This window comes from Kitasatospora sp. NPDC101155 (assembly GCF_044768305.1).
In the GTDB taxonomy this organism is placed as follows: Bacteria; Actinomycetota; Actinomycetes; order Streptomycetales; family Streptomycetaceae; genus Kitasatospora.
Genome location: NZ_JBIWPN010000004.1, coordinates 69,985 through 95,930, shown reverse-complemented (window position 1 = coordinate 95,930; position 25,946 = coordinate 69,985). Strand labels below are relative to the sequence as shown.

Annotated in this window: 18 protein-coding genes, 1 pseudogene and 1 riboswitch; of the genes and pseudogenes, 5 read left to right on the top strand and 14 right to left on the bottom strand. The window is 71.7% G+C overall.

The features are described 5' to 3' along the window. Window positions 1–176: 176 nt before the first annotated feature. The 3 genes from ACIRYZ_RS07130 to ACIRYZ_RS07120 form a co-directional block, all read right to left on the bottom strand. Window positions 177–437: an MFS transporter gene (locus tag ACIRYZ_RS07130; RefSeq protein WP_402940669.1), complete on the bottom strand. Its 261-nt coding sequence runs from the start codon at window positions 435–437 to the stop codon at window positions 177–179. Window positions 438–604: 167 nt separating this feature from the next. Further along, entirely contained in the window at window positions 605–1,987 is a 1,383-nt protein-coding gene (locus tag ACIRYZ_RS07125) for a rhodanese-like domain-containing protein (RefSeq protein WP_402940667.1), read from the bottom strand. Between the two features lie 239 nt (window positions 1,988–2,226). Continuing rightward, complete coding sequence (locus ACIRYZ_RS07120; protein ID WP_402940664.1) at window positions 2,227–3,081, bottom strand: S-methyl-5'-thioadenosine phosphorylase; 855 nt, start codon at window positions 3,079–3,081, stop codon at window positions 2,227–2,229. Between the two features lie 223 nt (window positions 3,082–3,304). Between ACIRYZ_RS07120 and ACIRYZ_RS07115 the strand changes: the two genes are divergently transcribed. Continuing rightward, window positions 3,305–3,982 (top strand): transglycosylase family protein, encoded by a 678-nt coding sequence (locus ACIRYZ_RS07115; RefSeq protein ID WP_402940661.1) that lies wholly within the window; start codon window positions 3,305–3,307, stop codon window positions 3,980–3,982. Window positions 3,983–4,087: 105 nt separating this feature from the next. Here ACIRYZ_RS07115 and ACIRYZ_RS07110 read toward each other — a convergent pair whose 3' ends face one another. The 4 genes from ACIRYZ_RS07110 to ACIRYZ_RS07095 form a co-directional block, all read right to left on the bottom strand. Further along, window positions 4,088–4,849, bottom strand: coding sequence for a class I SAM-dependent methyltransferase (locus ACIRYZ_RS07110; protein ID WP_402940658.1), 762 nt, complete (start codon window positions 4,847–4,849; stop codon window positions 4,088–4,090). 148 nt (window positions 4,850–4,997) lie between these two features. After that, window positions 4,998–6,926: an amino acid transporter gene (locus ACIRYZ_RS07105; protein ID WP_402940656.1), complete on the bottom strand. Its 1,929-nt coding sequence runs from the start codon at window positions 6,924–6,926 to the stop codon at window positions 4,998–5,000. A 339-nt stretch (window positions 6,927–7,265) separates the two neighbouring features. Continuing rightward, window positions 7,266–8,912, bottom strand: coding sequence for a multicopper oxidase family protein (locus ACIRYZ_RS07100; protein ID WP_402940653.1), 1,647 nt, complete (start codon window positions 8,910–8,912; stop codon window positions 7,266–7,268). 107 nt (window positions 8,913–9,019) lie between these two features. After that, on the bottom strand, window positions 9,020–9,454 hold the full coding sequence (locus ACIRYZ_RS07095; RefSeq protein WP_402940650.1) for a DUF6153 family protein: 435 nt from the start codon (window positions 9,452–9,454) through the stop codon (window positions 9,020–9,022). Window positions 9,455–9,704: 250 nt separating this feature from the next. Here ACIRYZ_RS07095 and ACIRYZ_RS07090 point away from each other — a divergent pair, with 250 nt between their 5' ends. Beyond that, window positions 9,705–12,122 carry a collagenase gene (locus ACIRYZ_RS07090; protein ID WP_402940647.1) on the top strand — a complete coding sequence of 806 codons (2,418 nt, stop codon included), beginning with the start codon at window positions 9,705–9,707 and terminating at the stop codon, window positions 12,120–12,122. A gap of 164 nt (window positions 12,123–12,286) precedes the next feature. Here the strand turns inward: ACIRYZ_RS07090 and ACIRYZ_RS07085 are convergent, their stop codons facing one another. Further along, complete coding sequence (locus tag ACIRYZ_RS07085) at window positions 12,287–12,559, bottom strand: hypothetical protein (protein ID WP_402940644.1); 273 nt, start codon at window positions 12,557–12,559, stop codon at window positions 12,287–12,289. Window positions 12,560–12,688: 129 nt separating this feature from the next. On the opposite strand from ACIRYZ_RS07085, the gene ACIRYZ_RS07080 reads away from it, so the two are divergent. Together ACIRYZ_RS07080 and ACIRYZ_RS07075 are read left to right on the top strand one after the other, a co-directional pair. Further along, window positions 12,689–13,297 (top strand): hypothetical protein, encoded by a 609-nt coding sequence (locus ACIRYZ_RS07080; protein ID WP_402940641.1) that lies wholly within the window; start codon window positions 12,689–12,691, stop codon window positions 13,295–13,297. Beyond that, window positions 13,185–14,063: pseudogene (locus ACIRYZ_RS07075) on the top strand (glycosyltransferase family 4 protein); the annotation flags it as partial. The gene ACIRYZ_RS07080 and the pseudogene ACIRYZ_RS07075, both read left to right, overlap by 113 nt. Window positions 14,064–14,154: 91 nt before the next feature. After that, a riboswitch (TPP riboswitch) is annotated at window positions 14,155–14,326 on the bottom strand. Window positions 14,327–14,943: 617 nt separating this feature from the next. On the opposite strand, the gene ACIRYZ_RS07070 reads toward ACIRYZ_RS07075, so the two are convergent. Next, window positions 14,944–15,777: a universal stress protein gene (locus tag ACIRYZ_RS07070; protein ID WP_402940638.1), complete on the bottom strand. Its 834-nt coding sequence runs from the start codon at window positions 15,775–15,777 to the stop codon at window positions 14,944–14,946. A gap of 393 nt (window positions 15,778–16,170) precedes the next feature. Between ACIRYZ_RS07070 and ACIRYZ_RS07065 the strand changes: the two genes are divergently transcribed. Next, window positions 16,171–16,572, top strand: coding sequence for a YccF domain-containing protein (locus tag ACIRYZ_RS07065; protein ID WP_402940635.1), 402 nt, complete (start codon window positions 16,171–16,173; stop codon window positions 16,570–16,572). A gap of 496 nt (window positions 16,573–17,068) precedes the next feature. On the opposite strand, the gene ACIRYZ_RS07060 is transcribed toward ACIRYZ_RS07065, so the two are convergent. The 5 genes from ACIRYZ_RS07060 to ACIRYZ_RS07040 form a co-directional block, all read right to left on the bottom strand. Beyond that, a complete protein-coding gene (locus ACIRYZ_RS07060; RefSeq protein ID WP_402940632.1) occupies window positions 17,069–20,011 on the bottom strand; it encodes an amino acid adenylation domain-containing protein in 2,943 nt (980 codons plus the stop codon). 354 nt (window positions 20,012–20,365) lie between these two features. Further along, window positions 20,366–21,010 carry a response regulator gene (locus ACIRYZ_RS07055; RefSeq protein WP_393026808.1) on the bottom strand — a complete coding sequence of 215 codons (645 nt, stop codon included), beginning with the start codon at window positions 21,008–21,010 and terminating at the stop codon, window positions 20,366–20,368. Beyond that, entirely contained in the window at window positions 20,974–22,281 is a 1,308-nt protein-coding gene (locus tag ACIRYZ_RS07050; RefSeq protein ID WP_402940629.1) for a sensor histidine kinase, read from the bottom strand. Before ACIRYZ_RS07050 ends, ACIRYZ_RS07055 begins: the two co-directional genes overlap by 37 nt. 338 nt (window positions 22,282–22,619) lie before the next feature. Continuing rightward, a complete protein-coding gene (locus tag ACIRYZ_RS07045) occupies window positions 22,620–25,133 on the bottom strand; it encodes an ABC transporter permease (RefSeq protein ID WP_402940627.1) in 2,514 nt (837 codons plus the stop codon). Beyond that, the gene (locus ACIRYZ_RS07040) at window positions 25,133–25,933 is read right to left on the bottom strand and encodes an ABC transporter ATP-binding protein (RefSeq protein ID WP_393026817.1); all 801 of its coding nucleotides are present in this window, start codon (window positions 25,931–25,933) and stop codon (window positions 25,133–25,135) included. Before ACIRYZ_RS07040 ends, ACIRYZ_RS07045 begins: the two co-directional genes overlap by 1 nt. Window positions 25,934–25,946: the final 13 nt, after the last annotated feature.

Genomic DNA, 25,946 nt, shown 5'->3' with positions numbered 1-25,946 from the left:
CCGTCCGAAGGACCGTTCTACGCGAGGGATGTGCCGAGGGATGTGCCGGGGGATGTGCCACTGCCGCCTCCTGGGCTCCGAGAAACGCCCAGGAGGTTCCCAGCCGAAACGCACGGTCGAGCCAAGCTCAACCGTGCGTACGGAGAACGGAAGTTGAACGCTGCCCCCACACAAGCTCAGTGCGCGGCCTTGTCCTTGATCAGCCGGGCCGCGAGCAGTCCGGAGGCCGCCGTGAGCGCTGCCGCCGCCACGATGGTCGCGTTCAGCCCGAGCGCGTCCGCGAGGACGCCGGCGACCAGGGCGCCGGCCGCGCAGCCGATGTCGCGCCAGAACCGGTAGGTGCCCAGGGCGTTGGCGCGCCAGCCGGGGTGGGCGTGGTCGGAGACGGAGGCGATCAGCGCCGGGTAGACCATCGCGGTGCCGAGGCCGAGCAGCACGGCCGAGCAGGGTGAACTGCAGCCGGTTCTCCCGCAGGCCGAGCCGGACCGGGCGTTCGGCACGGGCCGGCGCGGCAGTCGTAGCAGTACTCATGCGCCCGCCTCGCTGCGCTCGGCAGGGGCATTCGCCCACACGCACCTCTTGATGGTTCGCTCGCTGCGCTCGCTCACGCCGCCGTCCCCTCGACCAGGCGGACACCGCGGGCGGCGGCGTACTCGGCGAACCCGCCGCGCAGGACGGCCAGGCCGGTGTGCCCGGCGCGTTCCAGGATGCTGGCGGCGGTCATCGCGCGTTCGCCGCGGCCGCAGGCGACCAGCGCGCCCTGCGGGGCGTCGGCGGCGTGGCCGGTCAGCGAGCCCAGTTCGATGTGGGTGGCGCCCGGGACGTGCCCGGCGGCGAACTCGGACTCCTGCCGGACGTCCAGGTACGGGCGCTGCCCGGCCTCCTCCGGGGTGACGAACTCGGTTGCGGCGACGGCTCCTTCGGCCTCGCGCCAGGCCCGCATGCCGCCCGCCAGTCGGCCGGCCAGGCGCTCGTAGCCGATCTTGTGGGCCTGCCAGACCAGCTCGTCGAGGTCCTGGTCCTCGCCGATGACGAAGGCCAGCGGGGCGGTGTCGGGCAGCAGCCAGCCGAGCCAGGTGGCGAACTGGCCTCGCAGCGGGATGGAGAGGGCGCCGGGGATGTGCCCGGCGGCGTAGTCGGCGGCCGGGCGGACGTCCACGACCTGGCCGCCGCTCGCGAGCAGTCGGCCGAGCTGGGCGGCGTCGAGCAGCGGGAGCCGCGGCGTGCCGCCGAGCACCCGGGGCCCGGTGCGGTTGAGTTCGCCGAGGCGGGCGAAGTAGGCGGGGTAGCTGCCGAGGCTCGCGAGCAGTTCGGCGACGAAGGCGTCCTCGGTGGGCGCGGCGAGCAGCGGGTTGGACTGCTTCTGGGCGCCGACGGTGGTGGTGCGGGCGGAGCCGGGCGGGGCGGAGCAGAAGGAGCCGGCGCCGTGGGTGGGCCAGACCGGGAGGTGGCCGGGGAGGGCGGCGAGGCGGCGCAGCGAGCGGTACTGGGCGCGGGCGAGTTCCTCGGTGCGCTCGGGGCCGAGCAGGTCGGGGCGGGCGGCGGAGTCGACGATCAGCGAGCCGCCGGTGAAGACGCCGAGTTCGGTGGCGCCGGCTCCGACGCCGTCGAGGAGCAGGAAGGAGAGGTGCTCGTCGGTGTGCCCGGGGGTGGCGAGGGCGCGCAGGGCGAGCCCTCCGAGGTCGACCTCGTCGCCGTCGGCGAGCGGGGTGTGCGGGAAGGCTCGGTGGCCGGCGGCGGAGGCCAGCACGGTGGCGCCGTCGTCGTGGCCGAGCTGGACGGCGCCGGAGAGGAAGTCGGCGTGCAGGTGGGTGTCGGCGGCGAAGGCCACGGTCAGCCCGCGCCGATCGGCGGCAGCCCGTAGGGCGCGCAGGTCTCGGCTGGCGTCCACGGCCAGAGCACGGCCGTCGCCCAGGTCGACCAGGTAGGCGCTGTTGCCCAGTCCCTCGTCGACCAGCGGTATCAGGTGTTCGTCGGCGAAGCGCATCTCGGTCCTCCTGGTTTGACAGTGCCGTCTGCGTCCGGATGCAGCAACCGCGGGCACATCCGGGGCGCGCTCTCCATCCCGGTCGACATCCCGGTCGACATCCCGGTCGACGAGCTCGCCGACCGCCCGGACGAGCCGCCCGACGACACCGAGGTGGCCGTCCACTGCCGCGGCGAGGACTGCGTACTCGCGTACGACGCCGTCCGGCTGCTCAGCGCGCGGGCGGCGGGCGTCCCGGCTCAGCCGGCGACCACCCCCGGCAGCCCGGTGACGACCCCGTCCAGGGCGTGCGAGCAGACGCAGTCCCGCTCGCCGGGCAACAGCTCCAGCGTCTTGAACAGCACCGTGCGCAGCCGGTCGACGTTGGCCGCGAAGGCCTCCAGCACCTCCGCGTGGGTGACGCCCTCGCCGCTCTCCACCCCGGCGTCCAGATCCGTGACCAGCGCCAAGGAGCTGTAGCAGAGCCCGAGTTCACGGGCGAGGACGGCCTCGGGATGGCCGGTCATGCCGACCACCGACCAGCCGTTGGCGGTGAACCAGCGGGACTCGGCCCGGGTGGAGAAGCGCGGGCCCTCGATGACCACCAGCGTCCCGCCGTCCACCGGCTCCCAGGCCGCCCCGCACGCCGCCTCCAGCGCGGCCCGCCGCCCGGCCGGGCAGTACGGGTCGGCCATCGACACGTGCACCACCTCGGGCACCGAGCCGTCCGGCAGCGGCTGCCCGTCGTAGAAGGTCTGCACCCGTCCCGAGGTCCGGTCCACGAACTGGTCCGGCACCAGCAGCGTGCCCGGCCCGTACTCCGCGCGCAACCCGCCCACCGCGCACGGCCCCAGCACCTGCCGCACCCCCAGCGAGCGCAGCGCCCACAGGTTGGCCCGGTAGTTGATCCGGTGCGGCGGCAGCCTGTGGCCGCGCCCGTGCCGGGGCAGGAAGGCGACCCGCCGCCCCGCCGCCTCCCCCACGAACAGCGCGTCACTGGGCGGACCGTACGGCGTGTCGACCCGCACCTCCGCCACGTCGTCCAGCAGCGCGTACAGCCCCGAACCGCCGATCACACCCACCTCGGCCCGCACGGTTCCCTGATCGATCGTCATCGTTCGTCCGTACCCTTCGTCGAGAGGCATCCCGGCCACTCTAGGAGTCGGACCTTCGGCAGGGGTACGGCCGGATGTCCGGGGGCCGCCGGGGTGGTCCCGAGGGGCCGAGCGGGTGACCTGTCGGACGTGTCGCCGACCGTACGCCCCACTCGGCATGCGTCGGTTGGAGGGCGCCGCCTCCGGGCGGTGCACGCCCTGTCCCCGGATCTGAGAGTCGCCCATGCCTCCCACCGCTCGTCTCCGCCGCCTCGTCCCCACCGCGCTCTGCGCCCTCGCCGTGGCCCTCGCCTCCTCCGCGGCCCACGCTGCACCCCCAGGCGGGGAGACCGGGACCGATCCCGCCGGGAGGCCGGACGCCGGGAAGTACGACTGGGAGCGCGTGGCGGCCTGCGAGAGCAGCGGCAACTGGCACGTCAACAGCGGCAACGGCTACTTCGGCGGCCTCCAGTTCGACCAGTCCACCTGGCGGGCGAACGGCGGCCTCGCCTACGCCCCGCGCCCCGACCTCGCCAGCCGCGAGGAACAGATGGCGGTCGCCCAGCACCTCGCCGACCGTCGCGGCCTCTCCCCGTGGCCGGTCTGCGGCGCCCGCGCCGTCAACGGCCGCGGCAACGGTCACGGCCAGGGCCAGGGCCACGGCCACGGGGCCACCCGTGACCACGGGCGCGCCCCCGTGCTGCCGCCGCCGGCCTCCACCTCGGCCCCCGCGTCCACGTCCGCCTCCGATGCCGCCGACGACGGCCAGTGGACCGTCCGCGAGGGCGACACCCTGGACCAGATCGCCACCGAGCTGCGCGTCCCCGGCGGCTGGCCCGCCCTCTACGCGCTCAACCGCTCCGTCGTGGGCGAGGACCCGGACCTCATCGAGCCCGGCCTGGTGCTGCGCCTGCCGTCCTGACCTCGCCCCACCGACCCGCCGCCCACGCCCCCTCCGGCGTGGGCGGCGCCCTGCGGTCGTCCCCCCGAGGGGTTCTCCGCGAGGCGCCCCAGCGCTACGACCGGGCTACGGCCGCACCGCCGCCAGCACGTGCAGTCCCCGCGCGTTGGTCTCGCTGTGGCGCACCTCCAGGCCCGCCGCGCGCACCTGGTCCTCCACCCAGCCGACCGCCAGCCGCAGCTTCGGGTAGCTGCTGACCTGCTGGGTCCAGCCCTCGCCGGCGCGGGTGTGGATCAGGTCGTGCACCAGCGCGGTGTCCTCGTCCGGGTACTCCAGGAAGCAGGTCATGATCCGGTCCGGGGTGGAGCGCACCGGCAGGAAGCGCTCGGTGCCGGCCAGCGGGCGGGTGAGGTCGCGGAAGGTGAGCACCAGCCGCCCGCCCGGGGCGAGCGCGGCGGCGGCACCGCGCAGCAGTGCGGCCACGTCCGCGCGGGACGGCAGGTGGGTGAGGGTGTCGCCCATGCAGACCACCGCCGCCACCGAGCCCGGCTCGGTGTGCTGCGGCAGCGCGCCGCGCAGGTCGGCCCGTACGGTCCGGACCGCCTCGGCGTGCCCGGCCTTCGCCGCCGACTCGGTCAGCTCGGCCAGCAGCGGCGCGCTGGTGTCGACCGCGAGGACGGGCCCGAAGCCGAGCGCGGCCAGCGCCAGGGTCTGGGTGCCCGGGCCGGCGCCGAGGTCCACGGCGGTGCCGGAACCGGCCTCGGGCGCGACCCCCAGCCCGGCCAGCAGTTCGGCCTGCGCCTCGGCGAGCGCGGGGATGTCGCCGCCGAGCATCCAGGTGTAGTGGGCGGCGAGGAGACGGTCGTAGTGCTCGGGTGCGGTACTCATGCGGGCTGGGCCCCTTCTCGCGGTGTCCGGCGCTGTGCTCGACCAATCGGGTATCGGTCCGATCGCACTCTAGGGGTGCCTACGGGAACGGCGACGGCCCGCCCGGTCGTGGAGGACCGGACGGGCCGTGGCGGCGCGGGGGCGCGGGTCAGCCGACGTGGACGCGTGGACGCTTGGTCCGGTCCGGCTCCGCCTCGCGCAGCACCTCACGGGTGACCGGCGCGACCTCGCCCTGGCCGAACAGGAAGAACCGCAGGAACTGGGCGAAGGGGTTGCCCTCGGTCCACTCGAAGTACAGGTGCGGCCGCTGCCCGGTGCGGTCCCGGACGGTGAGCGCCAGCGCGGCGATCGCGTTCGGGATGCTGGAGCTCTCCAGGGCGAGCACCCGGTAGCGGTTGTGCAGCACCTCGCCGCGCACGGTCAGCTCGGACTCGAAGTCCGACGCGTCGCGGACCGTCACCTCGACGAAGACCAGGTCGTCCTCGCCCGGGATGTCGTTGTCGGCGCGGATCTGCCGGATCTTGTCGCGGTACTCGGCGACGTCCCGGTGGGTCGGCTCGTTGGCGATCAGGCGCAGCGGGCGGTGGGCGTAGTCGCGGATGAAGCGCTCGGCCGTGTCGTCCAGCACGACGTCCGTGACCCGCAGCTCGAAGGCGCGCTTCAGACGGGAGAGCAGCGAGACCAGGATGATGCCGGCGATGAAGCAGGCACCGATCTTGACACCGTCCGGGCGCTCCATGGTGTTCAGCACGGTGGTGTAGAGGAAGACCGCCGCGATGATCCCGAAGGCGATGGTCCAGCCGCGCTGGCGCTTCTTGTAGGCGGCGATGGTGACGGCGATGGCCGCCGAGCTGATCAGGACCAGCACGCCGGTGGCGTAGGCGCCGCCCTGGGCGTCGACGTTCGCGTCGAACAGCCAGGTGATCAGGAAGCCGACGATCGTCAGGACGATCACCATCGGGCGGACGGCGCGGGCCCAGTGCGGGGCCATGCCGTAGCGCGGCAGGTAGCGGGGCAGCAGGTTGAGCATGCCCGCCATGGCGGAGGCGCCGGCGAACCACAGGATCGCGATGGTCGACAGGTCGTAGACGCTGCCGAAGGCACCGCCCAGGTACTGGTGCGCCAGGTAGGCGAGGGCGCGGCCGTTGGCCTGGCCGCCGTCCTCGAACTCCTTGGCCGGGATGAGCAGCGTGCAGATGAAGCTGGTGGCGATCAGGAAGGCGCTCATGATCACGGCGGCGGTGGTGAGCAGCTTGCGGGTGCCGCGGATCCGGCCGGCCGGGTTCGCGGCGGTGTCGCCGGCGTCGCCCTTGATGTGCGGCATCACGGCGACACCGGTCTCGAAACCGGACATGCCGAGCGCGAGCTTCGGGAAGACGACGAGCGAGACGCCGATCATGACGAACACGTTGCCGTGCTCGGCGGTCAGCGCGTTGGACCAGTCCGCGACGACGTGCGGCGCCTGGATGATCTTCCAGATGCCGACCGCGACGACGACCACGTTGAGCGTCAGGTAGACCGCGACGAGCGCCACGGCCAGGCCGATGGCCTCGCTGAAGCCCTTGAGGAAGACCGCGCCGAGCAGGGCGACCAGGATCAGCGTGATGATCATCTGCTTGCCGCCGAGCACGCTGGTCAGGTGCGGGTTCTCGACCAGGTGCGCGCTGGCGTCGGCGGCCGAGAGCGTGATCGTGATGATGAAGTCCGTCGCCGCGAAGCCGAGCAGGGCGAGGACGAACAGCTTGCCCTTCCAGAACGACAGCAACCGCTCCAGCATCGCGATCGAGCCCTCGCCGCGCGGGCTCTCCTGGGCGACCCGCCGGTAGACCGGCAGCGCGCCCAGCAGGGTGACGAGCACGAGCACGATCGTGGCGATCGGCGACAGCAGGCCGGCCGCGAGGGCGGCGATGCCCGGCTGGTAACCGAGCGTGGAGAAGTAGTCCAGGCCGGTCAGGCACATCACGCGCCACCAGGGCTGGCCGGCGTGCGCACCGTGCTCGGCGGCGGAGTCCCCCGGCTCCGCACCGCCTTCCGATGCCTCCGTGCCGGCCTTCTGGGCGGACTTGTCCGGGGACATGTCCTCCAGCAGCCAGCTGCGGAACCGTATTCGAGCCGACGACGGATCCTCCGTCGCCGTCTCCGTCGAACCCGACGAAACCACCTTGCACCTCTTGTTTAAAGACCCCGTAAAAGCGCCGTCGGGCGACGGCAGTGCGCCAGGCTATGCGACAGCCGTTAAGGAGACGTCATCGGCCCGCGTTAAGAAAACGTCATGGATGCGCAGGTCGGGGCGGGTGGCATGGTGCGGCGGGACGGGTGCCGGGGCGGGGGAGACGACCCCCACCCCGGCGTCTCAGAACGTGGACCCGGGCGAGGGGGTGGCCCCCGGCCCGGCGTCTCAGAACGTGGACCGGGGTTACGCCTGGTAACCGAGGACGGTCATCATTCCGGCCTCCGAGTGGTAGACGTTGTGGCAGTGCACCATCCACAGACCCGGGTTGTCGGCGTCGAAGTCCACGGCCAGGGTCGTGCCCGGCAGCACGATCGCGGTGTCCTTGCGCGGGCCGTCGCCGCCCAGCGCGAAGGTGTGTCCGTGCAGGTGGACCGGGTGCCACATGTCGGTGCTGTTGCGGAACTCCAGCCGCACCCGCTCCCCCGCCGCCACCGGGTAGCGCTGCGAGGGGTCGTACCTGCGGCCGTTGAACGCCCAGTCGGCCTTCGCCATGCCGCCGGTGAGCTCCAGCTTCACCGTCCGGTCCGGCGCCTTGGCGGGCAGCCGCACGCTCGCGTCGGCCTTGAGCTGCGCGGCGGTCAGCAGCCTGCCGTCCAGCTCGGCCGGGCGCGTCCCGGCGTCGGGCGCGGCGCCGCCGCCGGTGCGCAGCACGGCCAGGGCGGCGGCGTTCTTGCCCTCGGCGAGCGCGGTGAGTGGGAAGACGCCGTCCTTGGCGGTGACCAGGACGTCGTAGCGCTCGCCCATGCCCAGCAGCAGCGCCTGGGTGGTGGCCGGTTCGACCGGGAAGCCGTCGGTGTGGGTGACCGTCAGGTCGTGACCGCCGAGGGCGACCCGGTAGGCGGTGTCGCCGCCCGCATTGATCAGGCGGATCCGGATCCGGTCGCCGGGCTTGGCGGTGAAGGTCTCGGGGGCGCTCGCCAGGCGGCCGTTGACCAGGTGCAACGGGTGGGCGACGTCGCCCGCGTCGCCGCCGAGCAGCGGGCTCCGGGCACCCATCAGCATCCGGGACGGGCCGGTGGATCCGGTGGGGGTGCCGCCCGTGCCGCCCGTACCACTCATGCCGCCCATGCCGCCCATGCCGCCCATGTCCGTGCCGGGCATCCCTGACATGTCGTGGCCGGAGTGGTCCGTCCCGCCCATGCCCTTGGCGAGTTCGGCGAGGACGGCGTCCGGGGTGCTGCCGTCGACGCCGTCCACCCAGTCGTCCAGGACGACGACCCACTCCTTGTCGTAGCGCAGTGGCTCCTTCGGGTCCTCGACGATCAGCGGCGCGTACAGGCCGCGGTCCTGCTGGACGCCGGAGTGCGGGTGGAACCAGTAGGTGCCCGGGTGGGCGAGCGCGAAGCGGTAGTCGAAGGAGGCGCCGGGCTTGACGTCGGCCTGGGTCACGCCCGGCACGCCGTCCATGTCGTTGCGCAGCGCGAGGCCGTGCCAGTGCAGGGAGGTGGACTGCGGCAGGTGGTTGGCGAGGGTGACGGCGAGCGTGTCGCCGAGGGTGGCGCGCACCTCCTGGCCGGGCAGCCGGTCGCCGTACGCCCAGCTGCGGACGGTGCGTCCGCCCAGGTCGAGGGTGGTCTCGGTGGCGGTGAGCGCGACCTTGCGCTCGGGTCCGGGCTTGCGCCCGGCCTCGGCGGCGGCGACCTCGGGGCCGTTGGGCGCGACGAAGCCGGCGGGGGCGGCGGCCGGGGTGCCGGTGCCGTTCGTCGAGGAGTGGTTCATGGACGAGTGGTCCATGCCCTTCATCGAGTCGGAGGAGCAGGCGGCGAGCAGGCCGGTCCCGGCGGCGGCGAGCGCGGCGCCGAGGACGGTACGACGGGTGGGAGTGCGCATGACGGAGTGCACCTCGTGCGGTGGAGTGGGCGTACGGGAGGTCGCGTCGGCCGTTCCGTACGCGGGCGCGAGGAAGTGCGCGCGGGCACGGAGCGGCGGGCGCGCGCCTACTGACGCAGCACCGACAGCCGGTTGAGGAGCATCCGCCCGCCTTCGGGCGGCGGCAGCGCGCGGACGGCCCGGAGCAGCCGGGCCCGCACCTCGGCGGCGGCGTCGCCACTGCGGCGCAGCAGCGGGCCGGCGATCAGGAGCACCAGGGTCCAGCCGGCCAGGACGGCGAGACAGACCGTCATCGGGTCCATGCCGTCGGCCGCGGCGGGGGCGGCGGTCAAGCTCGCGGGTGTCATCGGGACGGCCGCCGCGTGGTGCTCCCGCATCTGCTGGACCGCCGCCACCTCGGCTCCGTGACCGCCGTGGCCGCTGTGGCCGCCGGTCGGGTGGCCGAGGGTGTGCATCGTCACGACGCCCAACAGCAGGGCGGCGAGGAGCAGCAGACGCAGCACCGACGGAACCGGCGCACCGTTCGGCCGCTGCCGCGCCATGGTCCGCCTCCCGACCGTCTCCGGCTGCCGTGTACCCCCGCAGGGTATCCCGAACTGCGACTGGACGCCGAGCCGGGGTCAACCCTGTTCACCCTCTTGGCAGGTGCAATTTCACATTGCTATGTTACGGCTCACCCGAGGACGGCCGACCCCACAGCGTCCGCCCCGGTCTCCCCCGGCAGTACCGAGCCGAAAACCCACCGCACTGCCGCCTCACACCGCCCTGCCACTTCCCCCTCCAGGAGAATCGGTGTCAACTTCCCGCGTTGCCAAGCGAGTCCTGCTCGCCGCCGCGACCGCCGCGACCCTCACGCTGCCCACCCTGCAGAGCGCCCAGGCCGCCGCACCCACCCCCGCCCCGTCCGCGACGGCCACCAAGGCCGGACCCGCCCGGAGCACGCCCGCCCAGGCCGCGCCCGCCCAGCCCGACCCCGACCAGCGCACCGCCTACGACGACGCCGACCACCTCGGCACCGCCGCCGCCAAGCCCGGCGCCCCCGCCCCGGCCCCCGGCGGCGGCTCGCTCGGCAGCACCCTGATCCCCGGTCTGCTGCCCGACCGCGTCGGCGCGCCCGCCCCGACCGCCGACCAGTTCGCCGTCACCCCCGCCAGCACCGCACCCCGCACCAGCGCCGGGGTGCCCTGCACCGCCGACGGCTTCACCGGCCTCAACCCGGACCAGCTGGTCGCCTTCCTCGCCGACCCGGCCGTCACCGCCGACGGCTGCCTGCGCTCGGTCATCTGGACCTGGGACGCCCGGTTCACCACCACCATGGACAACGCCCACGTCCAGGCCGTCGCCCACCGGATCACCCAGCTGTCCGCCACCGACGACGGCACCGGGGCCTCCCACCTCTACGAGCTCTGGACGTACCTGCACGCGACCGTCTACCACGCCTTCGGCCACCACGAGCTGAACGTCGGCGACCCGGCCACGCTCGCCGCGATCCAGCAGGCCGTCACGACGTACGCGGGCAGCGCGCACGCCTTCGACGGCACCGACCTGGCCGCCGACATCCTGCGCGAGACCGCCATCACCGCCGGCGCCGACGGCCTGCGCCAGCACAACCTGGGCCTCGCCAAGCGCATCCTCGCCGTGCTCGCCCCCGGTACCGCCCTCGCCGACAACACCCACTGGGGCAACGCCGTCCTGCAGGCGCTCAACCTCAACTACCTGGGGATCTACAACCAGGACCCGGCCTTCCTCGCCGCCGTCGCCTCCGACGCCGACTACCGGGCCGCGTTCCGCGCGTACGCCTCCTGGAGCCACCTCAAGGGCACCCAGAACGCCTGGGCCGCCCGCGACGCCGTCGGCGAGTACGGCCGCTTCGGCCAGGTCCCGGCCCTGCACGACGCCACCGTCGCCGACCTCGGCCCGCTGATCGACGCCACCAGGACCGCCTTCGGCGAGTGGTCCGACCCGTGGGCCAAGGCCATCGGCTGGGCCAACACCTACGGCGTCTGCCAGCAGTACGGCGTCTGCATATCCGACCTGGAGGCCAGGCTCTTCCCGCACACGTACACCTACGACAACGGCGCCGTCGAGGTCCGCACCGCCCTCGACAAGGCCACCGTCGACCAGATGTACTACGCCAGCAAGCAGGTGAAGAGCCAGTACTTCCGCGTCCTCGGCACCGACCAGCCGCTCGCCGACGACATCAACACCACCCTGCACATCCACCTGTACGCCTCGCGCGCCGACTACGAGGTGTACCACCCGATCCTCACCGGCTACAGCACCAACAACGGCGGCATCTACATCGAGCGCGGCGCCACCTTCTACACCTACCAGCGGCGCGTCCCGCAGGACTCCACCCTCACGCTGGAGGAACTGTTCCGCCACGAGTACGTGCACTACCTCAACGGCCGCTGGGCGGTGCCGGGTTACTTCGGCGACCAGCGCTGGTACGCCAACGACAAGACCACCGCGATGGACGAGGGCACCGCCGAGTTCTTCGACGGCTCCACCCGCGACCAGGGCATCCTGGTGCGCAAGTCGCTGGTCCGCAAGCTCGCCTCGGACGAGGCCGCCGGCATCCCCCGGATGACCATCGCCCAGATCCTGCACTCCAGTTACAACGACACCCCGGCGTTCCACTTCTACAACTACGCCGGCACCTTCTTCGAGTTCCTCTGGCAGAAGCACCCCTCGCTGATCCGCGAGATGTACGGCTACCAGCGCGCCGACAACCCGGCCGGCTTCGACGCCTGGCGCGACCGGATGGGCGCCGACGCCGCCCTGCAGACCGAGTACTACGCCTTCCTGGACGCGCAGATCAAGAACGTCGACAACCTGTACGTGCCGTCGACCTCCTTCATCGGCAACGGCTCGCTGGACCTCGCCGAGGCCGCCGACGTCCAGAACGCGTTCGCCGGCGCCACCGGCGCCACGCCGAACTGCAAGGACAACGGGGACTGGGCCAACAAGCCGATGCGCTTCATCTGCACCGGCAGGATCACCGCCAACCTCTCCGACTCCGCCAACCCGGACAAGGTCTTCAAGGACATGTCCGACACCGTGGACTACTTCATCCTCAGCCGCACCAAGGACGTGGAGGACGCCAACAACCTCAACGACATGAACTGCACCTTCGGCAAGGTCGACGTCTGGACCAACGGCAAGGCGGGCACCGCCGACTACACCTGCGAGGGCCCGCTGCGCCGGTGACACAGCTCAACTGAGGGGCGCGGTACGGACGGTGGGGCCCGCACCGCGCCCCTTGCCGTTCCCCGCCGCCCCCTCCGCCGTGTCACTCCGCCGCCTCCCGAGGTCCCCGGCAGCGAGGGCCTCGCCGTCTCCCACGACGGCACCCGCGCCTACGTCGCCGCCCCCTACCTCGGCTTCGCCGCGAAACCCGACTCCGCCCCCGACTCCCCCTCGGCCGCCAGGCCCCAGGGCTCCTCACCGTCTTCTCCGCCGACACCCACCGGCAGCTCGGCTCCGTCGACATCGGCCTCTTCCCCCTCACCATCACCTCCTCCCCCGACGGCCGCCTCGCCTACGTCTCCAGCGTCGTCTCCTCCACCGTCGACATCATCGACCTCGACACCCTCACCCCCGTCTCCCGCCTCACCCTCCCCAAGCTCGCCGAGCCCGGCGCCCACGGCCTCGCCTACCTCCCCCGCCCCTCCTGACGCAGCACCGGACTCCGGGCGCGGCCCGCGCCCGGAGTCTTGCCGCCGCCCGAGTCGGGGGCGCATCCTGGGGCGCACCCGTCGTTCCGGGGAGAAACGATGAAACGCAGCTTCGGTGCGCTCTGTTCGACGGCGGCACTGGTGACGGCCCTGACCGCGGCCGCTGCGTGCGAACCGATCCCCGCCCCCGGCCCGTTCCGCCACCCGGTCCTTCTCCCCGAACCCGCCCCGCCGTCCGCGCAGTGGATCGTGGACCTCATCGCCTCGCTCAACACACCACCCCAGTGCCCGAAGCCGACCCGACCGACCCTGGTGGTCCTCGACACCGCCGGCCAGTACCGGGCGATGGCGTTCTGGCTGGTGGACAACCTCGACGTCTGCTACGCCATCATCAACCACGCGGGCGAGGCACCCACGACCATCTGGTTCACCGCCATCAAGGACCTCATCCCCCGCACCCCCATGCCGACCGACACCACGGCAGGCGTGGACGCCTACGCCTTCACGGCCTACCGCGGCCAGGTGGACGACATCACCGTCTCCGGCGACACCGCCCACATCGTCAGCCCCGTCCACCACAGCACCATCGACCTCGGTGCCGGCGACCTCGTCACCTTCGCCGAATACCACTACCGGATCCCCCCGACCGGCCGGCCCCTCTCCATCGCCCTCTGCACCCCCACCGGCTCCTGCCGCGAGGCCCGCTGACGGCGAGGATGTTCATGAGCGGGCTCCGGGCAGGGCTGGCCCGCCCTCTGACGGTGATCACCAAGGACAAGGACATCCGGGGGACCGCCGTCGGCTCCGAACGGATCGACGGCCTGACCACTGGAACGCCGATGCTCCCCACCGCCCGGGTCTGTACGGTCATCGGCGCGCGGCGCGCGGCGCGCGGCGCCGCGCTGTACAGACCCACGTCCGCCGTGCGCTCGCCGCCCACGCCACGTGCGTCCTCGTGCCCTCCACGGTCGTCCGCGACAAGCTGGCCGGCTGGGGCCCGCGCAACCTCCGTGTCGTCCCCAACGCACTCCTGGCCGACGCCTCTGTGGCCCCGCCCACGCCGTCCCGCCGCGAGCAGCTGCGCCGCAGCGGCCCGGTGCGCGTTCTCGCACGGCTCGGGCCGGAGAAGGGCGTGCTCGATCTGCTGGAGGCCGCCGCCGGCTGGGACCGGCCGGTCGAAGTGGCCCTCGCCGAAGCCGGATTCGAGGCCAGTGCGGGCTCACAGTCCGAGCTCCTCAAGCACTGTCACCAGGCGGCGGCCCGTACTCCGGGCGTCCGTCTGCGCGGGGCTCTGGCCTGGGACGAGGTGCTGCCCTGGCTCGCCCAGGCCGCCGTGGTGATCGTCCCCAGCCACAAGGAGACCTTCGGCCTGGTGGCGCTGGAGGCAATGAGCGTCGGCACCCCGGTCGTCGCCTATCGTGTCGGCAACCTGCCCGCCCTCATCGACCCGACCGGCCACGGCGACTACCTGCTCGTCGACCACGACGGCGCTGCCGCCACCTGGAGGCCCAACTCGCCGCCCAGGTGGCGCGGGCGCGGCACGGGCCTTTCCCTTCCCCAGGGTGGAACCTGCAAGGTGGGCTCCCTGCGCCGGAATTGCCCGGATCAGGTAGTGGAGGTCGCCGTCGGGGGCTCGTCGACACCCTTCCGGCCTCTCAGCCCGACCGTCGAGATCGGCCCCGAACAGCGCAGTTGACCACCCGAAGCCGCTCCGACCGAACTCCCTCGCTCGCCCTGCAGGCCTCCTCCCACGCTACCCGCACCGCACCGCGGCACCAGGGCCGAACGGCCCTGCGCGTCGGCCATCTGGCCTTGCCCGGATCCGCTTGGCCAGGTCGCGCACTTACGGGGCAGTGCGCTGGGCCATAGCCCGGCTCACCGCGTTCAAGCACGGCGCGCAGTATCGGTCGGTCTCGGCGTCTGCGGCCTTCGCCGCCGCCGGTCGGCCCGGTGGCAGGGCTCGGCCGCACAGGGCCACGACCTCGCCTCCCGGGCGTGCCACACCATCACCGACTCCGGCGCAGCCGGATCGTGTTCGGGGATCATCTCGAACAACACGTGGCCCTTCGTCGCTCGCATCGTGTCCGGGAGCAGGGCTGGAGCGGACCCGTCACGCCCCTACCTGCGCACCGGCCCGCCCGTCCATGGCACCCCGGGCACGTGCTGGGCGGCCAGCAGGAGCCGCCCGGGCGAGTGAACTCTGCGGGCGCACTTCGTGCCTGAACCGTGCGGGTCCTACTGCGGAGGCCGCCCGAACGTCCTGTTGAGCAGCACACGTCCAGCCTCGGGAGGACACGTCCCCGGAGTGAGCGGCCGCCCAAGGGGGTTCGGGGCTCGCCACAGCGGGCCGGCGGTCAGGCAGTGCCGGCGGTTGGGACGACCGCGACGGGGCAGGAGGCCCGGCGCAGGACTTCTCCCGTCAGCGATCCGAGCAGCACCCGTGGCAGCGGCGTCCGGTGGTGGGAGCCGATCACGAGCAGGGCGGCGTGCCGGGTAGTGTCCAGCAGGACCGGTACGGGGTAGCCGTGCTCGATGCGGACGGCAGTCCGCAGGCCCGGATGGCGGGGGTGCGGCAGGGCTGCTTCTCCTTCGAGGACACGGCGCCCGGCGCGCACGATGCCGCTCTGGTCGACCTGTCCGGGCGGCGCGCGGCCGAGGGTGAGCGGCTGCGGGCGGTGGTCGGCGTGGACGATCTCCAACGATTCCCCGCGAAGCCCCGCTTCACAGGCGGCGAACCGCAGGGCGGCCCGCGAGCCGTCGGGAAGCGCGAAGCCGACCGCGACCGGGCCGTGCTCGTCAGCAGGCAGGGCCCGTATCACCATGACGGGGCAGTCGGCGCGGGTCGCCACCTGCCGGGCGACCGAGCTCAGCGGTGGCCTAGGGAACCTGCCGCGGCGGCGGTGGCCGAGCACGATCAGGGAGTAGCCGCCGGAGCGGTCGGTCAGCTCGGCGGACGGCCGTCCGAGTACCGGTTCCACCATGACGTCGAGCTGCGGGAACTCCGTCCGGATCAGTGCGGCGTGTGGGGCGAGAACGGCGGCCGCGATCTCCTGCACCTGCCCGGTCCCGCCTTGACCGGGGGCCGGTGTGGCCGGGTCGACCACGTGGAGCAAGTGAACGGGCGCGCGGCGCAATTCGGCCTCGCGAGCGGCGTAACGGACGATCTCGGAGTCCGTTTCGGAGTTCACCCCCACCGCCACCGGTGGAGCGTTGACGTGCTGCGGGTCGACGGTTCTTCCGCACCTCGCCGGTGTGGCACCATCGCAGCCACGCCGCGCACCAGCTGGTCGTCGGGGACCCTCCGCTCACCCTGGGTATGGCCAGATGCACGACCAACGGCATCATCGATACTCCGTCGCTCGACACCGCCACGAAGGGGAAGTCAATACTCGACAGTCTTTCGAAGTCGGCCGCCTCGCACCTGGCCCTCCTTGGCGGGCATTGAGGTTGAAGGAGTCCCTATCCGAGGCTGCGACCCGGAGCGATCCCTGAGGAACAACCCCTAGGGGGGGTAGACACGCTCGCCAGCGGGCATGGCACGGTCGTAGTGCAACGCCATCAGCCGTGAGAAGGTAGCAAGCATGAGTGCAATAAAGTTCATCCTCAATGTCATCTGGTTGGTTTTCTGTGGCATTTGGATGGCTCTCGCCTACGTGCTTGCCGGAATTATCTGCTGTCTACTCGTCATTACCATTCCATTTGGCATTGCTTCATTTCGGATCGCCGGCTTCATACTGTGGCCGTTCGGGCGGACCACCGTCGAACGCCGGGACGCCGGGGCCGCTTCCTGCATCGGCAACGTGATCTGGTTCGTCTTCGCCGGGTGGTGGCTGGCCATCGCGCACCTGGCCACCAGCATCCCGCTGTTCCTGTCGGTCATCGGGATCCCCTTCGGGTGGGCCAACCTCAAGATGATCCCGATCTCGCTGATGCCACTCGGCCGCGAGATCGTCTCCACCGACCGGGAGTGGGGCACCTACTAGCCAGTGACCTGAGTCGGAGATTTGTCGCTTGATGGGCATGGGTTGCCCTGGATGGAAGATCCTTCCATTGCCGGTGACCGACGAGATCCTCGACAAAGTCGCCGCCAACTGCCACCGGATCTCTGGCTCAGGCCACCAGCCGCCATTGAACACTGATGGTCGACAAGGGCGGAGACCCTCGTCGACCATCAGTGTTTGCGCTGTTCAGGCCCGCGTCAGCGTCAGCCGGAAGCGGAGCGGCGAAAGTGCGCCGTGCTGAGCGTCCCAACGCGATCCCATGGACGATCGCCACCACACCGGTGAGCGCCGCGCACCCGGAGGCGAAGGCCTTGAGCAGCAACACCCGGGCACCGGCCCGAACCCGTAGCAGGCGCGACCGACTCGGCGGCCTCCTCCACGAGTACCAGCATGTGGCCCGAGCAGGGCGGATGAGTCTTTCGGCAAGGGCACCGCAGACCTGTCCCCGGGGGCCGGACGGCGCCGGTCCGCGGTAGGCCTAGCCGCGGGCGTCGCGGGCCAGGGCGGCTACGCGTTCCACGGTGGGCTCGGCGAGGATCTCGGGCAACTCGGCCATGAAGGCGGCCTCCTGGTCCGAGGTCAGCACCTCGCGGCAGACGGCCGCGAGCATGCCGAGCAGCGACACGGAGTCCCCGCCGAGGTGGTGGAAGTCGGACTGGGCCTCCAGCCGGGAACGCTCCGTCCCCAGGGTGCGTGCCCAGATGTCGGCCACCGCCTCCTCGGTCGGGTCCATCGGGGTGAGCGGCGCCGCGCCGGTGGGCGAATCGTCGGCGAACGGATCGGGCAGGGCCTTCGTGTCGACCTTGCCGCTCACCGTGTAGGGCAGTTCCGACACCGTCATGATGGCGGCGGGGACCATGTACGAGGGCAGCACCGCAGCCAGGTGCTCGGTCAACTCATCCGGTGCGACCGCCGAGTTGGTCAGGGCGTAGCCGTACAGGCCCTTGCCCGACTGCCCGGCCCGGCTACGGGCGACCACCACGGCCCGGTCCACGGCCGGGTGCTCCTCCAGGGCCTGGGCCACCTCGGCCGGCTCCACCCGGTGACCGCGCACCTTGACCTGGTCGTCGACCCGTCCCACGCACTCGATCTCGCCCGACGGCAGGATCCGTGCCAGATCGCCGGTGCGGTAGACGCGGCTGCCGTCGGCGAGGTGGACGAAGCGCTCGCGGGTGAGCTCGGGGCGGCCGAGGTAGCCGCGAGCGACCTGTACGCCACCCAGGTACATCTCGCCGGTCTCGCCGGGGGCGACGAACCGGCCGTCCGGGTCGAGCAGGTGCACCGTGGTGTTGTCCGCGGGCAGCCCGATCGGCACCACGGCGATGCCGCCGTCCAGTTCAGCATCGAAGGTGTGCGCGATGCACCCGATGGTGGCCTCGGTCGGCCCGTACTCGTTGATGATCCGGCAGTTGGGCCCGAACATCTGCTGGGCTCGGGCGGCGACCTCCACCCGCAGCTGCTCGCCGATCACGATCACCGTGCGGTACCCGGTGGGTGACAGGTCGAGCTGTCCGATCAGGTCGAGGTGGGAGGGGGTCAGGTTGAGCGCGTTGGCGCCCGACTCCTCCAGGAGTCGGCGCAACGAGAGGTGGTTGGGGTCCTCCGGCATCAGGATCACCTGGCCGCCCGCCAGCAGCGGCAGGAAGACGGAGGTGCCCGTGACGTCGAAGGAGGGCGAGGTCAGCAGCGGCAGCCGGGTGTCGGCGTCCACGTCGAAGGCGCGGATCCCCCAGTGGACGTAGTTGACCAGGTTCCGGTGCTCGATCTGCACGCCCTTCGGCCGCCCGGTCGAGCCCGAGGTGTAGATGGTGTAGGCCAGGTCCTCGGGGGCGACGACGACGTCCTGCCAGTCCTGGGGCGCGGCGCCGTCCACGGCGAGGTCGTCCAGGATCAGCGGCTTGCAGCCCGACTTGACGCACTCGCGGGTGTCGTAGGGCTTCTCCACCAGGCAGTAGGTGCAGTCGGCGTCGGCCAGTAGGCCGGAGATGCGCGCGTCCGGGTGCCGGGCGTCCAGCGGGAGGTAGCAGGCCCCGGCCCGCAGCACGCCCCACACCGCGGCAATCGCGGCCGCCGTGCGGCCCGCGAGCAGCCCGACCACGTCGCCGGGGCCGACGCCCCGCGCGCGCAGCTCGGCGGCGACCGCGTCCGCGCGGCGGCTCAGTTGCGCGTAGCTGACCTCGCCCTCGGGGCCGCTGAGCGCGATCCGCTCCGGCGTGCGCTCGACCTGCTCCCGGAAGAGTTCGACCACCGAGCGCTGGGAGGGCAGTGGGCGCTCGGTGCGGTTTCCCTCCCACTGCCGGTGCTCGCGCGGGGAGAGTGCTTCCTCGATGGTGTCCAGCACGGCTTCGGCCCGCTTCGCCAGGCCGGGGCCGTTGTGCCAGGCCACGGTGATCCCGGTGCGGCCCGCGCTCTCCAGCAGGTTGACCTCGAGCGGGCCGCCAGGTCCTGTGGTGCCCAGCGGATAGACCGCATCCGCCTGGAAGTCCCCGGCGCAGAAGTCGGCCAGTGCGACGTTGCCCGCGTGGGAGACGTAGGCCAGGCTGTTGTACTGGTTCTTCCTGGCCGCGAGGTAGTCGATCCCGGCGTTGACGAGGCGCATCACCGGCAGCGGCGTGCGCAGGATCGAGTCGGCGAACTGCGGGGCCAGCTCCGCGTCCGCGGCGAGCAGGGTGAGCAGCCGCTGCTGCACCTCCTGCCAGCCGTCGCCGACCTCGACCTGCAGCTGCACCGCACGGGCCAGCGAGGCCGTGGAGCGCAGCTCCGGACGGTGCCGGCGCAGGTCGACGGGGACGAAGAACCGTCCGCGCCCGGAGCCGTACGTCCGCGCCAGGGCCGCGGCCACCTTGGCCGTCGCCGCCGGGTGGCGGCCGTCGACGGTACGGCGGCGCCAGAGCACGCCGGAGGAGCCCGGTGAGCGGCGACCGAGCAGCGGCGGCCACTCCAGCTTCGGGTTGGGCTGGGCCGGCGGCAGGCCACCTTGCCGGTCGAGCCCCAGGATCAGCTCGCTGTCGTTGAGCCGGGAGTCCGCGCCCAACGGCTCCTCGCCGCGCAGCACCCGGAACACGTCGCCCGCCCACTGCAGCAGGCCGCGCCCGTCGGTGATGCCGTGGAAGGCGCGGAACACCACGGTGGAACGTGTTCCGGGCACCAGCAGCACCTCGCAGGTCCGGCCTCTCGCGCCCAGCGGGCGCTGCAGGGCGGGCGAGTCGAGCAGGCCGCCGGCGGCGTCGAGCACCACCACGGACGGCGCCGTCCCACCGTCCACCCAGCGCTTGCCCTGGCGGACCAGCCGCATCCCGGGGGACGCCCGCGCGGCGACCTCGACCGCCCGGGTCAGCTGATTGAACGTCAGTTCTCCTTCGCCTTCGACCACATGGGCCACGCAGTGGCCCGGCCCCATGCCCAGGAACACCCACTCCATGGGCGATACGTCACGAGCGTAGGGCTGGGCCGCGGAGGGGGTGTGGGCTTGCGGTGACCTTGGCATTGAGCTACCACCGGATTGAGTACTCAAAATTGATCACGCTCTTTTTATGGCTCGGTCAACAAGACCGCGCTTGGCCAAGTGGCGTGCTGATAGCCGCGCGTGGCAGTGTCGGCACCCGAAGGATGTGGTGCTCCGCCTCGCTCGGCTCCCTCCGGACGCTAGAACCTCGCACCCGGCTCGAGTACCCCTTACCCTCCCCTACGTACAGCCGGTGTTCATGTCGCTACCCGGGCCCTGTCCGACGCGATCGCCCGGCGCGACCGGCCGGACAGGGCCTCGTGCGTCCACTCAGGCGTTGAGGTAGGCGAGGACCGCCAGGACGCGCCGGTTGCTGTCGCTGTCCGGGGGCAGCATGAGCTTGACGAAGATGTTCGAGATGTGCTTGGCCGCCGAACCCTCGGTGATGACGAGGCGTTGTGCGATGGCGGTGTTGGAGCAGCCCTCGGCCATCAGCTCCAGGACGCTGCGCTCTCGTGCCGTGAGTGCGGCGAGCGGTTCGTCGCGCGCGTGGCTCACCATCAGTTGGGAGACCACGGAGGGGTCCATGGCGGTACCGCCGGCGGCAACCCGGCGGATCGCGTCGATGAACTGCTCGTTGTCGAAGACGCTGTCCTTGAGCAGGTAGCCGATGCCGCCGGTGCCGTCGGCGAGCAGCTCCCTGGCGTACATCTGCTCGACGTGCTGGGAGAGCACGAGGATCGGGAGTTTGGGGATCTCACGCCTGGCCTGCAGGGCGGCCTTGAGGCCTTCGGTGGTGAAGGTCGGCGGCAGCCGGACGTCGACGATCAGGATGTCGGGACGATGCCTGGCGGCGGCTTCGAGCAGGTCGGGACCGTTGTCGACGGCCGCCACGGTCTCGAAGCCGTAGGCGTCCAGGAGTTGGATCAGCCCCTGCCTCAGGAGGAAGAGGTCTTCAGCGAGGACAACACGCACGGTATCTCCATCTTGATTGCGGTCGGACCGCCCAGCGGGCTACTGATGTCGAGGGTTCCGTCGAAGGTCGCCAGCCGCCGCCGGATGCCGTGCAGACCGGTTCCCTTGGTGGCGTCGGCACCGCCGCGGCCGTCGTCGGTGACCCGGGCGTGCAGCACGGCGCCGTCGTGCCAGGCGCTGACCTCGACGTGCTCGGCGCCGGAGTACTTCAGGGCGTTGGCCAGCAGCTCGGACACCGCGAAGTACAGGGCGGATTCGAGCGGTGGCGGCATCTCGCCCGGGATGCTCACCGTCACCTCGACCCGGAGCGGGCTGGCCAGGCCGAGTGCGCGCAGCGCGTCGGCCAGGCCGCGTTCGGCGAGGATCGGCGGGTGGATGCCGCGCACCAGGTCGCGCAGCTCACGCAGGGCCGAGATGGAGGAGGTGCGGGCGTCGCGCAGCAGCCTGCGGGCCTCGTCCGATTCGCTGCCGAGGTGGCGTTCGAGCGCCCCGAGGGTCATGCCGAGGCTGACCAGCCTGGCCTGGGCACCGTCGTGCAGGTCGCGTTCGATCCGGCGCAGTTCGGCGGCCGCCGCGTCCAGGGCACCGGATCGGGTCTCGGCCAGGTGCTGGACCCGGACGGTGAGTTGGGAGCGCTCGGTGGGGCCGAGCAGCAGGCGGGTGAAGTACGCGTGCGCGGTGAGGAAGACCGGGCTGTACCACACCCAGACGACGAAGAGCGCCGCTGCCGCCAGCGCGCCCAGGGCGGCGGTGGGTTGGCTCTGGATCGGGACGAAGAAGTACTCGCGCCCGGTGCCCTGCGCCCGCAGGATGGGCCGCCACAGGCCGCAGGCCAGCGCGAACCCTTCGAGGACGTAGTAGAGCACCGCGGCGGGCAGGAAACCGATCATGCCGACGACCGAGTTGAGCAGCAGCCAGAGCAGGTCCCGCCAGCTCGCCGGATCGGTCAGAATCCATTTGCAGCGGCGAATCCAGCCGACGATGTCCTTCTCGAACTCCTGGGGCTCCGGCCGGTAGGGAACGGCGATCTCGATTCCCGATCGGGCGGCCACCCGCCGGTTGGCGTTGCACAGCCAGCGGACCCACTTGGTCACGATCGGCAGCATCACCGCGCCGATACCGATGACGAAGAGGATCACGAAATAGGCGGTGATCAGGAACAGGCAGACCGAGAGCATGGCGCCCAGCGCGATCAGCACCCCGACCACCAGGTCGCCGCCGGCCCGGCGGAGTCGGGCGGGGAACTCGTGCAGGCCGTTCCTGATGTTCACCAGGTCTCGCTCGGGCCCGCGCAGAGGGATAAGGCCCGGCGGGACATGGGCGAAGCCACCGGATCCGCGGCCCGGTCGATGGATGGGTCGAAGGAAGGGCGGTAAGCGAAGTACACCTGAGCGATCGTCCATCCGTGACAGCGCCGATCCCGCGAGCCTGTCCGACAAGTACGTACAGGACGTACCTGTCGGTCGTGCTCGCGGGTTTTTCCGATCAGCGCCACGTTACTAAAACTCAACGAGCCGTGACGAGTTGACCGGCCGGCGGCTGGCCGGAAAACGGCTGCGGGGCCGCTCCTCCGTCCGGGGGTGACGGAAGAGCGGCCCCGGCGTGCCGGTCAGGCGGGAGACCTGGCCGTTTCGATCGGCGGCGTCCGCATGCCCCTCCAGGAGGGGAACAGGGTCGCGCCGAAGATCAGAGCGAGCGCGCCGCCGATGATCGCGAGGTAGATGCCGATCGAGCCCTTCGGCAGGATCGAGTCGGCCTTCACCAGGCTGTACGGGACGATCGTGGTCGCCGAGGAGATGGTGCCCAGGATGGTGGCGATGACGGCGACCAGGGCGCCTTCGACGCTCAGCATGCCCAGCACCTGGGCCTTGGTGGAGCCGGTCAGGCGCTGGAGGCCGAACTCACCCTGGCGCTTGCGGGTCACCGCCACCAGGCTGTTGATCACGGTGATCGCCGCGTAGCCGACGATCATGGCGACGATGGTGTAGTTCGAGGAGACCAGGATCTGCTGGATCTGGTTGTTGGAGCTGGTCAGCGTGGAACGGTCGGCGATCGCGGTGCCGGGCACCGTGGCCGCCACGCCGTCGAGGCGGGACTGGATCCGGGCGTGGTCGGCGCTGCCGTCCGCCTTGACCAGGATCTTGGTCGGCAGGCCGGTGGTGGTGTGCGGGGCCAGCACGTCGGAGGGCAGCAGGAGGTACTGCTCCTGGGGGTTGTCGGCGTAGGTGGCCACGACCTTGGGGTCGGCGGCCGTACCGTCACCGAAGTGGATCTTCAGGTTGTCCCCGATACGGACGCCGAAGTCCTTCGCCTGCTTGTCCGACAGGGCAACCGTGTTGCCCTTCAGGTCGCCGATCGGCCCGTTCAGCGAGTCGAGCGCGATGGTCTGCTGGACGCCGTTGGCCGATACGCCGCGCAGGTCCATGGTGTTGCCGCTGCCTGCGGCGTCCACGAAGCCGATGGAGCTGACCAGTTCGGAGACGCCGGACACGCCCGGGATGGAGCGGACCGAGCCGGCCACGCCCGGCGCGAAGCCGCCGGTCGAGGAGTCCAGCACGTAGTCGGCCAGCACGTTGTTCTCGTAGCTCTTGGCGGAGACGGTGTCCTCGGTGGCCTGCATGTACAGGGTGCCGTTGGCGATGCCGATCAGCAGGATGATCGGGGCCACCGCGCCCGCCATGCGGACGTTGTTGGTGGTGGCGTTGCGCAGCGCCATGTACCCGGACAGTCCGGAGAACGCGCGGACGGGCCAACGGAGCGCCACCACGATCGCCTTGGTGATCCCCGGGGCGAGCAGCGCCACGCCGATCGCGAACAGGACCGAGGCCGGTCCCGCGGTGCTCGCCAGGGTCGGACCGTCGGTCATCACCGTGGCCGTGACGACCGACAGCGTGACGCCGTTGAGCATGAAGAACAGCGCCAGCAGCAGCCGGGTGGTGGTGAGCCACTTGGTCTGCAGGGTGCTCTCGGCCAGCGCCGCGACCGGCTTGGTCTTCGCCGCCTTGCGCCCCGCGAACAGCGCCGCGCCCATGGCGGCCGCGATCGCCGCGAAGGCGCCGACCGTGATCGGGATCCAGCCCTCGTGGAAGATGATCTCCTTGGACACCACGCCGTTGCCGGTCAGCTGCCCGTACAGCAGCTTGCCGACAACGAAGCCGGGGGCGATCGCCAGGGCGGTGGCGAGCACCGACAGCACGGCGGTCTCACCGAGGATCATCCGGCGCACCTGCCGGGAGGTGGTGCCGATCGCCCGCAGCAGGGCCATCTCGTGCGCCCGCTGCTGGAGCGAGAGCCCGAGCGTGGAGGCGACACCGAACATCACGATCAGGACCGCCCAGCTGCCGAAGATCGCCGCCAGGATGGTCACGGTCTGCTGGCTGGAGAGCGTGCCCGGCAGGTCGGCCAGGCCACGCCGCTCGCCGGTGAGCACCATCGCCTTGCCGCTGACCGCCGAACTCACGGCCTGCTCCAGCGTCGCGATGTCGGCACCGGCCGCCGGCTGCACCCCGATGGAGTCGAACTTTCCCTCGGAACCGGCCAGTTGCTGCGCCTGGGCGTCGGAGAAGAACAGGCTCGGCTGGATCGTCTCGCCGGTGGTCTGGTGGGCGATGCCGGAGACCGTGAAGGTCCGGGCAGCGCCGTGCACGGTCAGCTGCACGCTGGAGCCGACCCCGGCGCCCGAATCGGCCGACAGCTTCGCGTCGAGGACCACCTGGCCGTTGCCCGGGGCCACGCCCTGGGTCAGCGTGAACGGGGTCAGCCCGGCGCTGGACCAGTTGTGGCCCTTCGAGCCGGCGTCGACCGCCTTGCCGCCCACCACCACGGTCGCGGGGAAGGACAGGTCGGTGATCGCGCTGCCGACGCCGGGAACCGCCTTGACCGTGTCGAGCACACTCGGGTCGATCCGGTTGCGCTCGGTCAGCGCGGTGTCGTCGTAGGTCTGCTGACCGGTCACCACGATCGGCACCCCGACCAGGCGCTGCGGCGGGGCCGCCATCCGGACGCCGGTCTCCATCAGGCCACCGCAGGCCATCACGATCGCGGCGCCCAGGAACATCGCCACGAAGGTGGCGATGAACCCGGTCTTACGGAACTTCAGTGTGCGCAGAGCCAGCAGCAGCATCAGCGGCCACCCCCCGACAGGGTGGAGGAGGGCTCGAAGTTCTCGTCGTCCCAGGCGCCGAGCCGGGTCATCCGCGCGGCGACGGCCTCGGCGGTCGGCTGGTACAGCTCGCCGACGAAGCGGCCGTCCGCGAGGAAGACCACGCGGTCGGCGTAGGAGGCGGCCACCGGGTCGTGGGTGACCATGACCAGGGTCTGCCCGCCGGCGGTCACCGACTCGCGCAGCAGGCCGAGCACGGCCGCGGCGGTACGGGTGTCCAGGGCGCCGGTCGGCTCGTCGGCGAAGACCACGGCGGGCCGGGTCACCAAGGCGCGCGCGATCGCCACGCGCTGCTGCTGGCCGCCGGAGAGCTGGCCGGGCAGGTGGTCGAGCCGGTCGGCCAGACCGACCCGGTTGACCACCATCAGGATCTGGCTCTTGTTCGGACGCTTGCCGGCCAGCTGGAGCGGCAGCACGATGTTCTGCATCACCGTCAGGGCCGGAAGCAGGTTGAACGACTGGAAGATGAAGCCGATCCGGTCGCGGCGCAGCTTGGTGAGCCGCACCTCGTCCAGGTCCGCGAGGTTGGTGTCACCGATCAGCACCTTGCCCGAAGTGGGCTGGACCAGACCGGCGGCGCAGTGCAGGAAAGTGCTCTTGCCCGATCCCGAGGGTCCCATCACGGCCGTGAAGCTGCCGGTATCGAAGGTCATGCTCAGTCTCTTGAGCGCGGCCACCTCGTTGTCGCCTTTGCCGTAGATCTTCTCGACCGCTTCCAGCCGGACGGCCACTGCCTGCTGACCGCTCTCCTGAGTCTGCACTGGAACTCCCACC

What these genes read in the sequence shown, in the direction of transcription:
- ACIRYZ_RS07125 (WP_402940667.1), bottom strand. Translation starts at nt 1,987, where the DNA reads ATGCGCTTCGCCGACGAACACCTGATACCGCTGGTCGACGAGGGACTG.
- ACIRYZ_RS07120 (WP_402940664.1), bottom strand. Translation starts at nt 3,081, where the DNA reads ATGACGATCGATCAGGGAACCGTGCGGGCCGAGGTGGGTGTGATCGGC.
- ACIRYZ_RS07115 (WP_402940661.1), top strand. Translation starts at nt 3,305, where the DNA reads ATGCCTCCCACCGCTCGTCTCCGCCGCCTCGTCCCCACCGCGCTCTGC.
- ACIRYZ_RS07110 (WP_402940658.1), bottom strand. Translation starts at nt 4,849, where the DNA reads ATGAGTACCGCACCCGAGCACTACGACCGTCTCCTCGCCGCCCACTAC.
- ACIRYZ_RS07105 (WP_402940656.1), bottom strand. Translation starts at nt 6,926, where the DNA reads ATGTCCCCGGACAAGTCCGCCCAGAAGGCCGGCACGGAGGCATCGGAA.
- ACIRYZ_RS07100 (WP_402940653.1), bottom strand. Translation starts at nt 8,912, where the DNA reads ATGCGCACTCCCACCCGTCGTACCGTCCTCGGCGCCGCGCTCGCCGCC.
- ACIRYZ_RS07095 (WP_402940650.1), bottom strand. Translation starts at nt 9,454, where the DNA reads ATGGCGCGGCAGCGGCCGAACGGTGCGCCGGTTCCGTCGGTGCTGCGT.
- ACIRYZ_RS07080 (WP_402940641.1), top strand. Translation starts at nt 12,689, where the DNA reads ATGAAACGCAGCTTCGGTGCGCTCTGTTCGACGGCGGCACTGGTGACG.
- ACIRYZ_RS07065 (WP_402940635.1), top strand. Translation starts at nt 16,171, where the DNA reads ATGAGTGCAATAAAGTTCATCCTCAATGTCATCTGGTTGGTTTTCTGT.
- ACIRYZ_RS07060 (WP_402940632.1), bottom strand. Translation starts at nt 20,011, where the DNA reads ATGGAGTGGGTGTTCCTGGGCATGGGGCCGGGCCACTGCGTGGCCCAT.
- ACIRYZ_RS07045 (WP_402940627.1), bottom strand. Translation starts at nt 25,133, where the DNA reads ATGCTGCTGCTGGCTCTGCGCACACTGAAGTTCCGTAAGACCGGGTTC.